Here is a 14,359-nt window from a genome sequence, read left to right as displayed (position 1 = left end):
TCCGGCGACGGTGATGCGCAGCCAGTCGGGCACGTCGTTGAGGTCGAGGAGTCCGGCGGTGGCGACGTTGGCGCCGAGTGAGGCGGTCAGGGCGATGACGAACCAGACCCAGGCGGCGCGGTTGTCGGCGGTGGTGCGCATCCGGCGCCAGGCGGCGACGAGCAGCAGATCCACGCTCACCGGATAGGCCCATGCCTTCCATCCGTCCTGCCCGGCAGCGGCAGCGAGGTCGTGAAGGTGCGCGAACGACAGGGCACCGGCGATCACGGCCTGAATCAGGACGGCGTCGAGGCGAAGGGTGCGGAACACGAGGGGTCACCTCCTTTCGAGGCGAGAAGGGGCGGGTTCAGGAGTCGGCTTGGCCGGTGCCGAAGCAGGTCAGGCAGATGCCGTCTTGCTGGCCGACCGGGCGCCGCTTGCGGCCGACGCGGACCGTGATCGCGACCTGTCCCGACCCTTCGCAGGGCTCGCACGGGGGCGGTGTGGCCGGGGCGGTCTTCTTGGTGCGGGTGGTGGTCTTCCGGGCCATGACGGGGCGTCCTTCCGGATTCAGGCATGGGCGGGGTAGGGACCTGGCGCGAGGCGGTCACGCCGACCTGTGGAGCGAGGGGGTGTCAGTCGGTCACGGGGACCGGGCGGGCCAGCGGCGCCGAATCGGCCGGCATGGGCTCCGGGCGGACGGCAGGGCGGAACGGGGCCAGGGCTGGTATGCGCGGGGTGAGGTGGGCGTACTCCCGGCAGATGGCGACCGCTTCGGCGGGGGTGAGTTCCGGGGTGCGGATGCGGGACCAGCCGCCGGAGGAGTCACCGGCCACGGCCACGCCGGGGCGGTCCGGCGGGATCGTCGTCACGGAGGAGACCGCTTCGGGGGCGATGTCGCCCAGGCCCATCTCGGCTGTCTGCTTGTCGTTGACGCGGTGGACCACACGGCCGGTGAGCTGAGCACGCAGCGAGGTAGCGCCCTTGCCGAGGTCGGAGCCGAAGCGCTGCCCGCAGACCTCCAGATATATGCCGACCGCGCGGGCCATCTGCGCCAGGCGGATCATCTGCGTCACCGTCCGGTCCCGGCGCTCCTCTTCCTTCTTCGCCGACGCCAGGAACAGCTCCGCCACCTCATCGACCAGGACCACCAGCGGCACCGGCCGCACCTTCTCCGGCAGTTCCCACAGGTCCGAGACCTGATGATCGGCCAGGAGGTTGAAGCGCGTCTCCATCTCGGAGACCAGGGCACCCAGCAGGGCGGTTGCCTCATCCGGGGTGGTGGCCAGGGCGGACAGCCGGGAGGCGAACCGGCCCTGTTCCACGCCGCGTTTGCAGTCGATCCCGATCAGCCCGACCGGGAGCTTGGCGAGTCCGGCGATGAGGTTGCGCTGGTACATCGACTTGCCCGACTGGTTCGAGCCCAGCGTCAGGCTGTGCGGGATCTTGCGGTAGTCCCGGACGAACGCCGTCCCGTCATCCCGCAGGGCCACCGGCACCACCAGCGAATCAGCCGGGCCCCGACGACGGCGGCGGGGCATCCGGACCCGGTTGAGCACGTCGTAGCCGGTCATCCGCAGCTCTACGACACCGGGCTTGGTCTCCACCACGTTGACGGAGTGGACACCCCACGCGTGCCGCAGACGCTCCGAGGCGGCGGCCACGTCGGCGGGCTCCAGACCGGCCGGAAGCCGCAGGGCGACCCGCAGACCGGTCGACGTGCCCCGCACTCGGCGGATCTTCGGCGGAACCGGCTGGACCTCACGACGGGCGACGTTGCGCACCAGGAACGCCCGCAGAGCCGAAGGGCGGACGGTCAGGCCGCAGACGTCCATCGTGGCCCGGTAGGTGAAGGTGAACCGGCACCAGGTGGCCGGCATCCCCACCAGCGACCAGTACACGCGAGGAGCGCGGGCCTTCGCGTAGCCGAGACCACCCATACCCGCCAGAGGTATGCCGATCTCCAGCACCGTCGACACGTCCGACATGATCAGGCCCCCAGCGCGGTAACCGCGACCGCACGGAAGCTGATCCCGTGCCGGGACTGCCCGTTGAACGTGTTCTCCCAGTCACGCGCCTTCAGCCCGACCACCGACACCGGAGTCCCCGGGTTCAAGTTCTCCGGGAGACCCGTCTCCGGGACGGTCACCTGGTAGAGGTTCCCCTCCCCCTCGTCCGAGATCAACAGGCCCACCGTCGAGAGGCCAGCACCGGTCTCCCGGTCCATAGCCCGCTCCCCGGTCTGCTTACTCACCAGCTTCGGAACCGGCGCCGTCGCCACGAACACCACAGCAGTCGAAACATCGATTTTGAAGGACGGCATGTGCATCTCCCTTACAGGGCGGGAAAGTTGCGAACTCCCCCGCTGCGTCAGCTTGTATATCCAAGCTGTTCCATCAAGGTAGAGGCGTCAACTTGGATATGCAAGTGGATGCTCAAAAAAGAGGACCCGAAGGCCCTCTGGTTTCTGACGAACAGTCAGGGAACGTCGATCACGTACCGGAAGCCGTGACGGTCACAGGGGATGCGAGAGTCGAGCACTTCCACAACATGACCAGCGGTGACGTGCGCCGCCCTGAAGACGCGAGCCAAGGGGACGCCGGGCGGGATCTTCAACGACTCGGCCTCTGCCGGGGTGGGCATGCGGATGTCCAGCTCTTCCACGAACCGGGTGATCCGTTGCTTCACTGGCCCGTCAGGGTCCTCAATCAGTCGACTCACGCCACCACGAATCCGGCGAGGATCCTCCAGCGCCGTCCCGCTGAACAGCTCGGCGGGGTAGTAGCCATCGACCAGCTGCATGGGTTCGTCGTTCACGAAGAAGGCTCGGCGGCGAAGGATCACCGCAGTGTCCTCGGCGATCTCAAGTCGCGTAGCGATCTCAGCGGGCGCCGGGACGGTTTCCACAGAGAGGATGCGTTGCTCAGGACGTAGACCTTGGGCGGCTGCTTCAGCGTTGAAGTTGCTCACCCCGGTTTTCCTGCGCTCCCGGAAGTTGGCTCCGGTCGTCAGCATCTGAACGTTGGGCCGTGGCCGGACGAAGACCCCTTTGCCCTGTTCGCTGACGAGCAGGCCATCCGCTTTGAGGAGCGCGAGCGCCTTGCGCACCGTCACACGGGTAGTGCCGTACTGATCTTTCAGTTCGTTCTCCGACCGCAGCTTTTCACCAGGCGGCAGGTTGCCGGACAGGATCAAGGCCCGCAGGTCATCTGCGATCTTCCGATACGGCGGAAGGCTCGGGGTCGACATTCAGGTCACCTCAGCTTGGCTATGCAAGCAAGGTTACGCGGTCCCGCTGTCAGCGTCACTCCGAGAAGGCCCAACCGCTCCAGTGATCCACCCGGATGATCACCACCGGGCCAACAGGCGGGTTCTCCACGTACTGCTCGTACTTGCGCTCCAGCAACTCAAGGCCCTGAAGGCGCTCCTCCCCATGTTCCCGGATCTCGGCGTGACCGTCGGCGCGGGTCCACCAGAGTCTCGTCCAGTCGGAATCAAAGTGATCAACGAGGAGGGCCACCTTCGGGTTCTCGCGAATGTTCCGCAGCCGCCGCAGGTTCCAGGTGCTCTTCGGCTTGTAGTCGATCGCGAAGAAGATTCGATCATCGCTGAGCGTGAACGTTACGGGCACGACGTGGGGAGTCCCATCGGCATCCGCCGTTGCAAGCCGCGCGACGGGGGCGACCGCGAAGCGACTGCGAGCCTCAGTGGTGTCGAGCTTCATGCGAGCAACGTACCCACGCCAACGTGGACCATGGGGCAGGCGCTGTTACAGGTTTCTCTACCTCATCAAGGCGCCTCGCTCCGCTCGCCGCGCGCTCCCCGGCTCCCGCCGGGGCGACGCTCCTGCCTCCGGCCCGCTCCGCCCCGGCACGCCGGACGCGCGGCTAGAGCAAGCGCCAGGTGAAGGAAAACGGCCGGCACGGGTCCGGGGCGGTCGGCTCCACGGCTTTAGGCAGCCACCATGGGGCGAGCCTCGAAGATCGGGACCCCCATCGGGCTATTGCGGGCAGGTCCAGAGACTGCCCGATTCGCGGCAAGCGTACGGGCCCCGATCTCTCGCCCCATGGCAGCTCCCGCCCAAAGCCGCTCCACCGACCTCGAACCGTGCCCACCCTCAGCTGATGGGGGCGAGGAGGTTGGGGAGGGAAGTGGGAGCGCGGGGAGGTGAGGAATCAGTCATACAGCAGCAATGCGGCCGAATCGCGCCCTACTCAGAGCTGTACTCAGAACTTCACACTCTGATATATGGGCGCTCAGGCTGGAGCCAGTGAGAGCACGTGTCAGAGCTGCGGGCAGTTAGATCCCACCGTCTGTGTACGAGGTCGGGCTTTCCCCATGGCCGAACTCTGCGACACCTGCTGGAACGACTTCGCCAACGATCTCGCCGAGTACGAGGGCGCGACGGCTCCACCGAGACCCGAACCGGGGCCCGAGGACTTCGAATGGATCGAGCCGCCCGAGTGCCCCGAGTGCCACGGAGAGATGAGGGCGTTTCCCACCAACTACGACCGGTGGGTCTACCTCGCGTCGCGGGAGTTCCCCGCCAAGGAGATCCCCTCCCGGTACCGGTGGCGCTTGATGGAGATCCCTCGGCAGTACACGCATGTGGCCGTCCGGGTCGCCGCAACACATCCGCTGCCGGGCGAGCTTGTTCTTCCCGCGCACGTCGCCGTGTGCGTCAGCCCCGATGCCGTCGCAGCCGTCGAAGAGGCATGGGAGTCTGATCTTCGGCGGGCGCAGCCTCGCGACCCAGATGACTCAAGAGACGTCAAGCCACGCCGACAACGTGACATCAACAACTGAGGGGTGCCCGCCAGCAGGCCCAAGTGGGCTACGATCACTCCTACTTGAACCCAAAACAGGCCGTGTGGGCACTCTCCGGGAAGAGATTTAGTGCCCCACAGCCACCAACAAAGGACCTCAGTGGACCTCGAAGATGAAAATGCACGCCAAAAGACGAGCATGCAACACCGAGAACTTTACCACCTTCAGCCCGGACCGCCGAGGAGTCGAGCGCAAGCGTTAGTCGACCTCGCACCCCTCATCACAGCCGTGGCTAGCCTCGCCGCGGCCATCACACCACTGATCGTCAGGCTGACGTAGCCGTGCCCGCTCCGTGCCCGACACAAAGGGGACCAGCGGGGAACGGCGGGGACCAGAGCCACTCATCAAGCCCCACCGCAGGTCAAGGGCTCCGCAGGTCAGCACACATCCGCGTACGGGGTCTTCCAAACTAGCTACGCGGGTTCGATTCCCGTCGCCCGCTCCATACGGCTCAGGGCCGGTCCGGAGAGTGACTCTCCGGACCGGCCCTGACGCGTTGGGGGCAGCCCGAGTCGCGGGCCGGCCGGGGTCGAGTCCGGCCGGGGCGTCAGAAGTTGATCTGGTTGATCGTCTCCGCTATCGAGTTCATGAACCTGTTCACCGACGGCGCCATGTCCGTGGACGCCAGGAAGAAGCCGAACAGGATCGCGACCACGGCGGGGCCGCCCTTCAGGGAGCCGCCGCGGATCAGAACCACGAGGACGATCGCCAACAGCAGCACCACAGACAGTGAAATGGCCACAACTGATCACACCCTCGGTCGGTCCGCCTTGCCGGCCGCGGGAGCTCACGGCCTCGCACTCATCCCGCTGCCTCCATCGTGCCATCAACCTCCCCTCAGGTGTGGGTCCGTGACGAATCATCGAGGTAAGGATCACGCCAATCGGCCGGCGGGTGTGCCAGGTCGGCGACCGGATCCGCCCGGGGCGGCCGGATAAATGCGGACGTCAATTCGACAATGCGACGCGATGGTTTCCCTGGCACGCACAGCTCCTTCACAGGAAAAGACGGGGCGGCCTCCCGGCATCCCGCCCATTGAATTCACTCGGAGTCACATCGAGGCCAAAACCCTGATGATATGCCCCATTTAAGGGGGATTAACAGGGGCATTTCTACCGGTGGGCGACTCTTTCGGTGCCGAACACCCCACTTACACAGGAGGTTTTACTCATCGCATTGTGCGGAGCTAGGGTTAATCAGATGTCTCCCGCTCCGCACGGATATGAGAGGGCCCAGCTCCCCCGCACTCAGGAGTTGGATCCCGTCCCCCCAACAGCGCAGACCGCATCGGCCACTGTGGCCGAAACCCCTGTACGGACCCCTCAGGATTCCGCGAAGTCGACACCCCCCACGGCCAAGACGTCCACGAAGCGAGACGCGTTCTTCGACAACGCGAAGTACCTGGCCATCGTGCTCGTGGCCATCGGCCACGCCTGGGAGCCGGTGATGGAGGGCAGCCGGGCGACGAAGGCGCTCTACATGGTCGTCTACTCGTTCCACATGCCGGCCTTCATCATCATCTCCGGCTACTTCTCCCGGAGTTACACCGGCCGCCCGCACCAGATCAGACGTCTGCTGACCGGGATCGCCGTCCCGTACATCGTCTTCGAGGTGGCGTACTCGCTGTTCAAGCGGGTCACGAACGACCCCGGCCACCCGATCTCCCTGCTCGACCCCTGGTATCTCACCTGGTTCCTGGCCGCGTTGTTCGTCTGGCGGCTGACCACCCCGATCTGGCTCTCGCTGCGCCACCCCCTGCCGGTCGCCCTCGGTATCGCCGCGCTCGCCTCCTTCACGCCGAACATCGGCGAGGACCTCAACCTCCAGCGCGTACTGCAGTTCCTGCCGCTCTTCGTCCTGGGCCTCATCCTCAAGCCCGAGCACTTCCAGCTGGTCCGCCGGCGTGAGGTCAGGCTGCTGGCCGTGCCGGTCTTCGCCGGTGCGCTCGTCTTCGCGTACTGGGCGGCCGTCCGGATGGAGAACGCGTGGTTCTACCACAACAGCGCGGCACAGGATCAGGGCGCGCCGTGGTGGATCGGCGTCGTCATGACCTTCGCGCTGTTCGGCTGCTCGGTGGTGCTGACGGCCGCGTTCCTGGCCTGGGTGCCGCGCCGCAGGATGTGGTTCACGGTGCTCGGCGCCGGCACGATCTGCGGCTATCTGCTGCACGGCTTCCTGGTCAAGGGCGCGGTGTACAGCGGGATCTTCGACACGAACGTCTGGCTGACCGAGCCGGCCGGACGCGTCTTCCTCACCCTGCTCGCGGGGGTCGCGATGACGCTGCTGTGCACGCCGCCGGTCCGCAGGCTCTTCCGCTTCGCGACGGAGCCCGAGATGACGTGGGCGTTCCGGCGGGATGCGGCGCGGGATTCCGCGCCGGACGCGCCGTCACGGGCGGGGCAGGCCAAGTAGCCGCCGTACCTCCGCGTATTTCTCGGTGAGCCGGATCCGGGTCGCCTCGTCCAGTACGGCGAGGCGGCCCGGATCCGCGTTGTGCGCCAGGTCCGACTCCTTGACGAGCAGCGCGCCCGGGGTGGCGAGGATGCGACTGGTGTACGCGGCGGTGTCCTCGCCCTTGATCTTCGTCACCGCCAGGACCATCTCCTTGACCGAGCGCGGCAGCGCCGCGGCATCGAGCCACGCGCGGGACAGCGCGTGGTCCTCGACCGAGTCGTGCAGCCACGCGGCCGCGATCTGCTCGTCCGAACCGCCCCGCGCCCGGACCCCGTCGGCGACCGCCCGAAGGTGCTCCGCGTACGGCCGGCCGGCCTTGTCCGTCTGGCCGGCGTGCGCCTCACGGGCGATCAACTCCACTTCGGCCAGGCCGAGATACGTCATGTGGCGAACTCCATAGTCGGTCAAAACTTGCAGAGTAAATGGTTTGGTAAACTAATTACTGACGCTTCCTTGACGCGCCTTTGACTTGATGGAGGAACGGTCCCATCGGACACGCAGACACGCTCATAGCCATGGGCGGCGCCTTCCTTGCTGCCGCTCTCCTCGCCCGTCTCGGCAGCCGGATCGAGCTGCCGACGATCCCCCTGTTCATCCTGGCCGGAATCCTGCTCGGCCCGCACACCCCCGGCATCGTGCTCGTCTCCGACCCGCACGAGCTGGAGATGCTCTCGGCCCTCGGCCTCGTACTGTTGCTCTTCTACCTCGGTCTCGAATTCCACCTGGACGATCTCAAGGCGGGCGGCCGCAAGATGGCCCTCGCCGGCGGCGCCTATCTCGCCCTGAACGTGGGCGCCGGGCTCGGCTTCGGCTTCGCGCTGGGCTGGGGCACCTCCGAGGCGCTGGTCCTCGCCGGTGTGCTCGGTATCTCCTCGTCCGCGATCGTCACGAAGATCCTGGTCGACCTGAACCGCATCGGGAATCCCGAGACGAAGCCGATCCTCGGGATCATCGTCGTCGAGGACATCTTCCTGGCGCTCTACCTGGCCGCGCTCCAGCCGATCCTCTCCGGCGCCGACAGCCTCTCGGCGGCGCTCGCCGACGGCGGGAAGGCGTTCGGGTTCCTGCTGCTGCTGGCACTCGCCGCGCGCTTCGGCAAGAAGATCATCAGCCGTCTCATCAACACGAAGGACGACGAACTCCTCGTCATCTCCTTCCTGGGCGCCGCGGTCTTCATGGCCGGGGTCTCCGAGTGGTTCGGTGTCGCGGACGCGATCGGTGCGTTCATGGTCGGTCTGATGCTGGGCAGTACGTCCTCCGGCGACCGGATCCGCACGCTCGTGCACCCGCTGCGCGACGCGTTCGGCGCCATCTTCTTCTTCGCCTTCGGGCTGTCCATCAACCCGGGCGACCTGCCGAAGGTGCTGTGGCCGGTCCTGGCCGCCGTCGCCCTGACGCTGACGATGAACATCGTGGCCGGGCTGGTGGCCGCCCGTATCTACCACTTCGGGTCCGGTCCCGCGGCGAACGTCGCGACGACGCTGGTCGCACGCGGCGAGTTCGCCCTGATCCTCGCGACGATGGCGGCGGGCGCGGCACTGGACGCGCGGCTGGCCCCGTTCATCGCGGGTTACGTCCTGATCCTCGCGGTCCTCGGCCCGCTGGCGGCGGCCAAGTCGCACTGGCTGGCACGGGTGCTGCCGGGCGGCGGGCGCGGCGGCGGAGACGGGGGTGGCGGCGACGGTGCCGGCCCGTCCGGCGACGACACCCCGGGCGGTGAGCGGACACTGGCGAAGGCGTCGGGTGCCTGACGCGCGACAGGGGGCCGGTGCCGACAGGTGCCCGGCCCCCAGCTGTCCCCGGAGCGACGGGAGGGCCTTCGCGGACGGCCCTCAGCCCTCGCGGCAGATCAGCAGCAGCGCCCTGTCGTCGTTCACGTCCTTGGCCACCGCCTCGATCAGATGCCAGGCCGCGCCCTCGAAGCCCGCCGCGACGTAGCGGTCCGCCTCGCCCGAGAGGCGGTCTATGCCCTCGCTCAGATCGCGGCCCGGCGCCTCGACGAGACCGTCGGTGAACAGCATCAGCACGTCGCCCGGCAGCAGGGACCCCTTCACCGGGTCGAACTCCGCGCGGTCGTAGACGCCGAGGAGCGGGCCCTCGCCCGCCATCTCCTCCCAGCGGCCGCTGCCCGCGTGGAGTTGGAGCGCGGGCAGATGGCCCGCGGAGAGCAGTTCGTACTCGCCTGATTCGAGGTCCAGGACGAGGTGGATGGAGGTCGCGAAGCCCTCGTCCCAGTCCTGGCGGAGCAGATAGCCGTTGGCCGCGGGCAGGAAGGCGTGGGGCGGGAGCGAGCCCAGCAGCCCGCCGAACGCGCCGGACAGCAGCAGGGCCCGGGAGCCCGCGTCCATGCCCTTGCCGGAGACGTCGGTGAGGACGACTTCGAGCGTGCGGCCCCCGTTGGTGCGGGCGGCGACGACGAAGTCGCCGGAGAAGGACTGGCCGCCCGCCGGGCGCAGCGCCATCTCGCGGTGCCAGCCCCTCGGCAGGGGCGGCAGGGCGCTCTGGACCCGGATCCGTTCGCGCAGGTCGAAGAGCATCGTGCCGCCGCGCCGCCACGGCACCCCGACGCGCGCCCGGAACTGGGCTATGAGCAGTCCGAAGAGCCCGCAGGCGGCCACCACCAGGACGGTGCCCGGCGTCACGGTGGCCGGCCCCTGGTCGTACGGGCCGAGGACGAGCGATTCGACGATCAACGCGGTCGCGGCGACGGCGTACAGGCCGAGCAGGCTGGAGGGCCGCAGCAGCAGTCCCCCGGCGACGATGGGCAGGACGAGCGCGGAGGGCGCGAACCAGACGGGGATCGCCATGGTGGCGAAGGCGATCCCCGGGACGGTCAGCATCAGCCCGACGAGGGCGATCCAGTCCGAGCCGTCGCCCCGGAAGTAGTCGACCCCGGACTTGCGCACGGCGATGCGGGCCCGGTGCAGCGACTTGCGCATCCGGGCCGTGTACGAATCCGCCTTCGCTCCACCGGTCATTGTGGTTTGACCCTATCCATCAGCGGGCCCGCCGTGCAGGGGACCCCTGTGACATTGCGTTCGATATCGGGTCGCCTCGACCCCCCGCTCCCTGGTACTGATGGCATATGACCACAGACTTGCGAGTACTCGAAGCCTCCGAGTGGGAACGCTGGTTCGGGACATTGGAGAGAGCGTTCGGCGGGGCGCTCGCCGGCTCCGCGGACCAGCGCGAGATGTGGCGCTCCGTGACGGAGCACGAACGCTCGATCGGTGTCTGGGACGGCGAGGAGTGCGTGGGTACGGCGGGGGCGTTCACCTTCGGGCTGTCGGTGCCCGGCGGCGGCGTCGTGTCCGCCGCAGGGGTCACGATGGTGAGCGTCGCGGCGACGCACCGGCGGCGCGGGATCCTCACCGCCATGATGCGGCGGCAGTTGGACGACGTCCGCTCGTGGGGTCAGTCCGTCGCGCTGCTGACCGCCTCGGAGCCGGAGATCTACGGCAGGTTCGGATACGGCGTCGGCACACGGCAGTTGATCGCCGAGATCGACACCTCGCGGGTCTCGGTGAAGGTGCCCGCCGCCCCGGGCGCCGGCGGTGACGGCGGGACACGGCTTCGTTACGCCGCGCCCGACGAGGCACGCGAGGAGATCGAGTCGGTGTACGCGCGCCTGGTCGCGGGCCGCCCCGGAATGCTGGAGCGCCGTCCCGGCTGGGACCGGAAGCTGCTGATCGACCCGCCGGAGACGCGCGAGGGCGCGTCCGCGCTCCAGTGCGTGCTCGCGCGGCGCGGCGAGGGCGACGACGCCGGGACGGTGGGGTACGCGCTCTACCGCATCAAGCCCGTCTGGGACTCGGCGGGCCCGAAGGGCACGGTCGAGGTGGAGCAGGTGGCGGGGCTGGACCCCGTGACCTACGCCACCCTGTGGCGCTTCCTGGCCGGGATCGATCTGACGTCGACGGTGAGCGCGTCGAACCTGCCCGTGGACGACCCGATCCAGTTCCTGGTGTCCGACGTCCGGCGGGCCGGCATCAGGGTGCGGGACTCGCTCCACGTACGGCTGGTGGAGGTGGGCGCGGCGCTGGCAGCGCGGTCCTACCAGGCGCCGCTGGACGTGGTGTTCGAGGTGGACGACGCCTTCTGCCCCTGGAACGAGGGCCGTTGGCGGCTGACCGGTGACAAGAAGGGCGCGTCCTGCGAGCGGACGGCGGACGCGGCCGATCTGTCGCTCTCCGTAAGGGAGTTGGCCACGATGTATCTGGGCGACACCTCGCCGGCCGCGCTGGCGCGGGCGGGTCTCGTCCGCGAACTGCGCCCCGGCGCGCTGACGGAGGCGTCGATCGCCTTCGCCTCGCCGGTGGCGCCGTGGCTGCCGCACGGCTTCTGAGGGCGCCGGGGACGGGGACGGCGCCGAGCGCCGTCCCCGGGCGGGGCTTCGCGGACGCGGCCTGGGGCCTGTCTTCGAAGTAGCGCCGTCCGCCCGCAGGGCGGGGCCCGCGGCGGCTGGTGCGGTGCATCGCAAGGCAGAGGACCGGCCTCGTACCGGGCCGTACTCGGCCGCGTCCGACAACGCGGCGAGGTGCCGTACCAGCCGCCGCGGGCCAGGCGGGACTTTGAAGACAGGCCCTAGGCCCGCTGGCAGCCCGGGCACCAGAAGAGGTTGCGGGCGGCGAGTGGGGCCGTGCGGATTTCGGTGCCGCAGAGATGGCACGGCATCGTCGCGCGCCGGTAGACGTACACCTCACCGCCGTGGTCGTCCACGCGCGGCGCGCGTCCCATCGCCTCGGGCAGATGCTCGGGCCGTACGGTGTCGATGCGGTTGTACCGTACGCCTTCGCGCATCAGCGCGACGAGGTCCGCCCAGATCGCGTCCCACTCGGCGCGGGTGAGGTCACGGCCCACGCGGTAGGGGTCGATGCCGTGCCGGAAGAGGACTTCGGCCCGGTAGACATTGCCGACGCCCGCGATGACCTTCTGGTCCATGAGCAGGGCAGCGACGGTGGTACGGGAGCGGGAGATCCGCGCCCACGCGCGCTCCGGGTCGTTGCCGGGCGCGTCGGCCGGGCGCAGTGGATCGGGTCCGAGCCGGTCGTGTATCGCCTGCTTCTCCGGTTCGGTGATCAGCGCGCAGGTGGTGGGGCCGCGCAGTTCCATGTACGAGGTGTCGCTGAGCAGGCGCAGCCGGACGGTGTCGGTGGGCGGCGGGGCGGGGGTGTCGCCGAGGGCGACCTTCCCGAACAGGCCGAGGTGGACATGGATCCAGCCGCTGTCGCCGAAGCCGGCGAAGAGGTGCTTCCCGTGGGCGCTCGCGCCGTCGAGCGCCCGGCCGTCGAGGAGCGCGGCGCTCTCGGTGAACCGGCCCTGGGGGCTGGCGACGCGCACCGGGTCCGCGGCGAAGCGGTCGGTCAGGTCCTGGGCGAGGCGGTGGATCGTATGCCCCTCGGGCACGGGGTCTCCTCGGTGCGTGGGGGGGGTGACATGACGGTGCCGCCGGGCCCGTGCCCGGCGGCACCGTTCGCTGTCGCGGACCGGGGTCGGTCCCGCTTCGGATCAGTCCTGCTTCGGGTGGTGCGCCGGGATCGGCGGCAGTTCGCCGGTCTTCTCGTACGCCGCGAGCATCTCGATGCGGCGCGCGTGGCGCTCCTCCCCCGTGTACGCGGTGGCGAGGAAGATCTCCACGAACCTGGTCGACTCGTCCTGGGTGTGCATCCGGCCGCCGACGGAGATCACGTTCGCGTTGTTGTGCTCGCGGCTGAGCGCGGCGGTCTGCTCATTCCACACGAGCGCGGCGCGCACGCCCTTCACCTTGTTCGCGGCCATCTGCTCACCGTTGCCGGAGCCGCCGATGACGATGCCGAGGGAGTCCGGGTCGGCCGCGGTCCGCTCCGCGGCGCGGAGGCAGAACGGCGGATAGTCGTCCTGGGCGTCGTAGATGTGCGGGCCGCAGTCGACAGGCTCGTGGCCGTGGGCCGTGAGCCACTCGACGAGGTGGTTCTTGAGTTCGAAGCCTGCATGGTCGGAGCCGAGATACACGCGCATGGGCGAAGTGTGGCACGTCGGGGGCGGTGCGGAGCGCCCCGGGGGCGGTACGCCTCGCCGGTCCGGATCGCGTTCACCGGTGACGGGGCGCGGGGCGGGCGACCGGCGGAACCGCCCCGGCACCGGGACGTCCGCCCCGCCGGCCGGAACGGATCCGGCGTCAGTCCTGGCGGCCGACGAGCTTCCAGGAGACCGGCAGCAGGCCCATCGCCAGCGCGGCCTTGAGGGCGTCGCCGATCAGGAACGGGGTGAGTCCGGCGGCCAGCGCCGCACTCAGCGACAGGTCGGCGGCGACCGCGAGATAGGGCACGCCGACCGCGTAGATGATGAGGGAGCCGACGATCATCGTCCCGGCGCTACGGGGGACGGAGCGGTCGCCGCCGCGCCGGGCGAGCGAGCCAACGACCGTGGCGGCGAGCAGCATTCCGAGCACGTAGCCGAAGGAGGCGCCGCCGGGGCCCGAGGTGCCCTCGGAGAACCACGGCATGCCGGCCATGCCGACGAGGGCGTAGACGGCGAGCGCGAGGAAACCGCGGCGGGCGCCGAGCGCGGTGCCGACGAGGAGCGCGGCGAAGGTCTGGCCGGTGACCGGGACCGGGGAGCCGGGGACCGGGACGGCGATCTGCGCGGCGATGCCGGTGAGTGCCGCGCCGCCGAGTACGAGCGCGGTGTCGACGGCGTACCGGTGCCGGGCGGCGGGGAGCAGATCGGCGAGGACCGCTCCGGTACGGGTGGTGGCGGCAGCAGTGCTCATCGGGACTCCGCGGGGTGAGGGCAGACGTGTGGGCGGGGGAACAGGGTGACGGTAGCCCACACATATGTGCCCGGACACGGGTGACCGGGCACAAGACGGCGGTCAGGCTGATGGTGGACTTCCGACAAGTGGGGTGCCCCATGCGGCCGATGGGCGTGACGCTCGTCACGGAATTCGCTCAGGTGAGGGTCGTGCGGCCACGATGAAGATCGTTCCGCGTGGCGGGGCGGCTGTCGAGTGGACTGTGACTTCCCACCAAAGGGCGGCCCGAGCCGGACGGTGGGCACCCCTTCACCTCGGGTGAGCCCGGCGTCCGTATACCGGGACCGCGTGACGGGTAAGCGGTAC

At 69.2% G+C, this 14,359-nt stretch carries 16 protein-coding genes; 4 read left to right on the top strand and 12 right to left on the bottom strand.

All coding sequences use genetic code 11. The annotated features are described in order from the left end of the window. The 6 genes from GXP76_RS27520 to GXP76_RS27495 all read right to left on the bottom strand — a co-directional run. On the bottom strand, positions 1-309 hold a 309-nt coding region (locus GXP76_RS27520), incomplete at its 3' end, for a DUF2637 domain-containing protein (protein ID WP_242574318.1). A 37-nt stretch (positions 310-346) separates the two neighbouring features. Next, positions 347-529, bottom strand: a complete 183-nt coding sequence (locus GXP76_RS27515; RefSeq protein ID WP_242574317.1) for a hypothetical protein — start codon at positions 527-529, stop codon at positions 347-349. An 85-nt stretch (positions 530-614) separates the two neighbouring features. Further along, positions 615-1,967 carry an FtsK/SpoIIIE domain-containing protein gene (locus GXP76_RS27510; RefSeq protein WP_242574316.1) on the bottom strand — a complete coding sequence of 451 codons (1,353 nt, stop codon included), beginning with the start codon at positions 1,965-1,967 and terminating at the stop codon, positions 615-617. A gap of 2 nt (positions 1,968-1,969) precedes the next feature. Then, a complete protein-coding gene (locus GXP76_RS27505; protein WP_242574315.1) occupies positions 1,970-2,302 on the bottom strand; it encodes a hypothetical protein in 333 nt (110 codons plus the stop codon). A 155-nt stretch (positions 2,303-2,457) separates the two neighbouring features. Next, positions 2,458-3,228 carry a GntR family transcriptional regulator gene (locus GXP76_RS27500; RefSeq protein WP_242574314.1) on the bottom strand — a complete coding sequence of 257 codons (771 nt, stop codon included), beginning with the start codon at positions 3,226-3,228 and terminating at the stop codon, positions 2,458-2,460. Between the two features lie 55 nt (positions 3,229-3,283). Continuing rightward, complete coding sequence (locus GXP76_RS27495) at positions 3,284-3,703, bottom strand: TIGR03668 family PPOX class F420-dependent oxidoreductase (protein WP_242574313.1); 420 nt, start codon at positions 3,701-3,703, stop codon at positions 3,284-3,286. A gap of 614 nt (positions 3,704-4,317) precedes the next feature. On the opposite strand from GXP76_RS27495, the gene GXP76_RS27490 reads away from it, so the two are divergent. Beyond that, positions 4,318-4,785 (top strand): DUF6083 domain-containing protein, encoded by a 468-nt coding sequence (locus GXP76_RS27490; protein WP_242574312.1) that lies wholly within the window; start codon positions 4,318-4,320, stop codon positions 4,783-4,785. Between the two features lie 568 nt (positions 4,786-5,353). Here GXP76_RS27490 and GXP76_RS27485 read toward each other — a convergent pair. After that, the gene (locus GXP76_RS27485) at positions 5,354-5,548 is read right to left on the bottom strand and encodes a hypothetical protein (protein WP_147875291.1); all 195 of its coding nucleotides are present in this window, start codon (positions 5,546-5,548) and stop codon (positions 5,354-5,356) included. Positions 5,549-6,006: 458 nt separating this feature from the next. Here GXP76_RS27485 and GXP76_RS27480 point away from each other — a divergent pair, with 458 nt between their 5' ends. Further along, positions 6,007-7,218 (top strand): acyltransferase family protein, encoded by a 1,212-nt coding sequence (locus GXP76_RS27480; RefSeq protein WP_242574311.1) that lies wholly within the window; start codon positions 6,007-6,009, stop codon positions 7,216-7,218. On the opposite strand, the gene GXP76_RS27475 is transcribed toward GXP76_RS27480, so the two are convergent. After that, complete coding sequence (locus tag GXP76_RS27475; RefSeq protein ID WP_242574310.1) at positions 7,195-7,644, bottom strand: HD domain-containing protein; 450 nt, start codon at positions 7,642-7,644, stop codon at positions 7,195-7,197. The genes GXP76_RS27480 and GXP76_RS27475 overlap by 24 nt on opposite strands. A 131-nt stretch (positions 7,645-7,775) precedes the next feature. On the opposite strand from GXP76_RS27475, the gene GXP76_RS27470 reads away from it, so the two are divergent. Next, positions 7,776-9,011: a cation:proton antiporter gene (locus tag GXP76_RS27470; RefSeq protein ID WP_242574309.1), complete on the top strand. Its 1,236-nt coding sequence runs from the start codon at positions 7,776-7,778 to the stop codon at positions 9,009-9,011. A gap of 81 nt (positions 9,012-9,092) precedes the next feature. Here GXP76_RS27470 and GXP76_RS27465 read toward each other — a convergent pair whose 3' ends face one another. After that, positions 9,093-10,238, bottom strand: coding sequence for a PP2C family protein-serine/threonine phosphatase (locus tag GXP76_RS27465; RefSeq protein ID WP_242574308.1), 1,146 nt, complete (start codon positions 10,236-10,238; stop codon positions 9,093-9,095). A gap of 107 nt (positions 10,239-10,345) precedes the next feature. Between GXP76_RS27465 and GXP76_RS27460 the strand changes: the two genes are divergently transcribed. Next, the gene (locus tag GXP76_RS27460) at positions 10,346-11,605 is read left to right on the top strand and encodes a GNAT family N-acetyltransferase (RefSeq protein ID WP_242574307.1); all 1,260 of its coding nucleotides are present in this window, start codon (positions 10,346-10,348) and stop codon (positions 11,603-11,605) included. A 239-nt stretch (positions 11,606-11,844) separates the two neighbouring features. Here the strand turns inward: GXP76_RS27460 and GXP76_RS27455 are convergent, their stop codons facing one another. The 3 genes from GXP76_RS27455 to GXP76_RS27445 all read right to left on the bottom strand — a co-directional run bounded on the left by GXP76_RS27455 (position 11,845) and on the right by GXP76_RS27445 (position 14,011). After that, complete coding sequence (locus tag GXP76_RS27455; protein ID WP_242574306.1) at positions 11,845-12,666, bottom strand: Fpg/Nei family DNA glycosylase; 822 nt, start codon at positions 12,664-12,666, stop codon at positions 11,845-11,847. Positions 12,667-12,768: 102 nt separating this feature from the next. Then, on the bottom strand, positions 12,769-13,257 hold the full coding sequence (locus GXP76_RS27450) for a ribose-5-phosphate isomerase (protein WP_242574305.1): 489 nt from the start codon (positions 13,255-13,257) through the stop codon (positions 12,769-12,771). A 160-nt stretch (positions 13,258-13,417) separates the two neighbouring features. Further along, positions 13,418-14,011 (bottom strand): biotin transporter BioY, encoded by a 594-nt coding sequence (locus GXP76_RS27445; RefSeq protein ID WP_242574304.1) that lies wholly within the window; start codon positions 14,009-14,011, stop codon positions 13,418-13,420. Between the last annotated feature and the right edge of the window lie 348 nt (positions 14,012-14,359).

Origin of the sequence: Streptomyces sp. NP-1717 (assembly GCF_022695985.1) — a bacterium.
Lineage (GTDB): Bacteria > Actinomycetota > Actinomycetes > Streptomycetales > Streptomycetaceae > Streptomyces.
This window is presented reverse-complemented; position numbering and strand designations above follow the sequence as displayed.

Excerpts from the sequence above, each read along its gene's own strand:
- GXP76_RS27475 (WP_242574310.1), bottom strand. The coding sequence starts at position 7,644 with ATGACGTATCTCGGCCTGGCCGAAGTGGAGTTGATCGCCCGTGAGGCG.
- GXP76_RS27480 (WP_242574311.1), top strand. The coding sequence starts at position 6,007 with ATGTCTCCCGCTCCGCACGGATATGAGAGGGCCCAGCTCCCCCGCACT.
- GXP76_RS27510 (WP_242574316.1), bottom strand. The coding sequence starts at position 1,967 with ATGTCGGACGTGTCGACGGTGCTGGAGATCGGCATACCTCTGGCGGGT.
- GXP76_RS27445 (WP_242574304.1), bottom strand. The coding sequence starts at position 14,011 with ATGAGCACTGCTGCCGCCACCACCCGTACCGGAGCGGTCCTCGCCGAT.
- GXP76_RS27470 (WP_242574309.1), top strand. The coding sequence starts at position 7,776 with ATGGGCGGCGCCTTCCTTGCTGCCGCTCTCCTCGCCCGTCTCGGCAGC.
- GXP76_RS27460 (WP_242574307.1), top strand. The coding sequence starts at position 10,346 with ATGACCACAGACTTGCGAGTACTCGAAGCCTCCGAGTGGGAACGCTGG.
- GXP76_RS27495 (WP_242574313.1), bottom strand. The coding sequence starts at position 3,703 with ATGAAGCTCGACACCACTGAGGCTCGCAGTCGCTTCGCGGTCGCCCCC.
- GXP76_RS27490 (WP_242574312.1), top strand. The coding sequence starts at position 4,318 with ATGGCCGAACTCTGCGACACCTGCTGGAACGACTTCGCCAACGATCTC.
- GXP76_RS27500 (WP_242574314.1), bottom strand. The coding sequence starts at position 3,228 with ATGTCGACCCCGAGCCTTCCGCCGTATCGGAAGATCGCAGATGACCTG.
- GXP76_RS27450 (WP_242574305.1), bottom strand. The coding sequence starts at position 13,257 with ATGCGCGTGTATCTCGGCTCCGACCATGCAGGCTTCGAACTCAAGAAC.
- GXP76_RS27515 (WP_242574317.1), bottom strand. The coding sequence starts at position 529 with ATGGCCCGGAAGACCACCACCCGCACCAAGAAGACCGCCCCGGCCACA.
- GXP76_RS27465 (WP_242574308.1), bottom strand. The coding sequence starts at position 10,238 with ATGACCGGTGGAGCGAAGGCGGATTCGTACACGGCCCGGATGCGCAAG.
- GXP76_RS27505 (WP_242574315.1), bottom strand. The coding sequence starts at position 2,302 with ATGCCGTCCTTCAAAATCGATGTTTCGACTGCTGTGGTGTTCGTGGCG.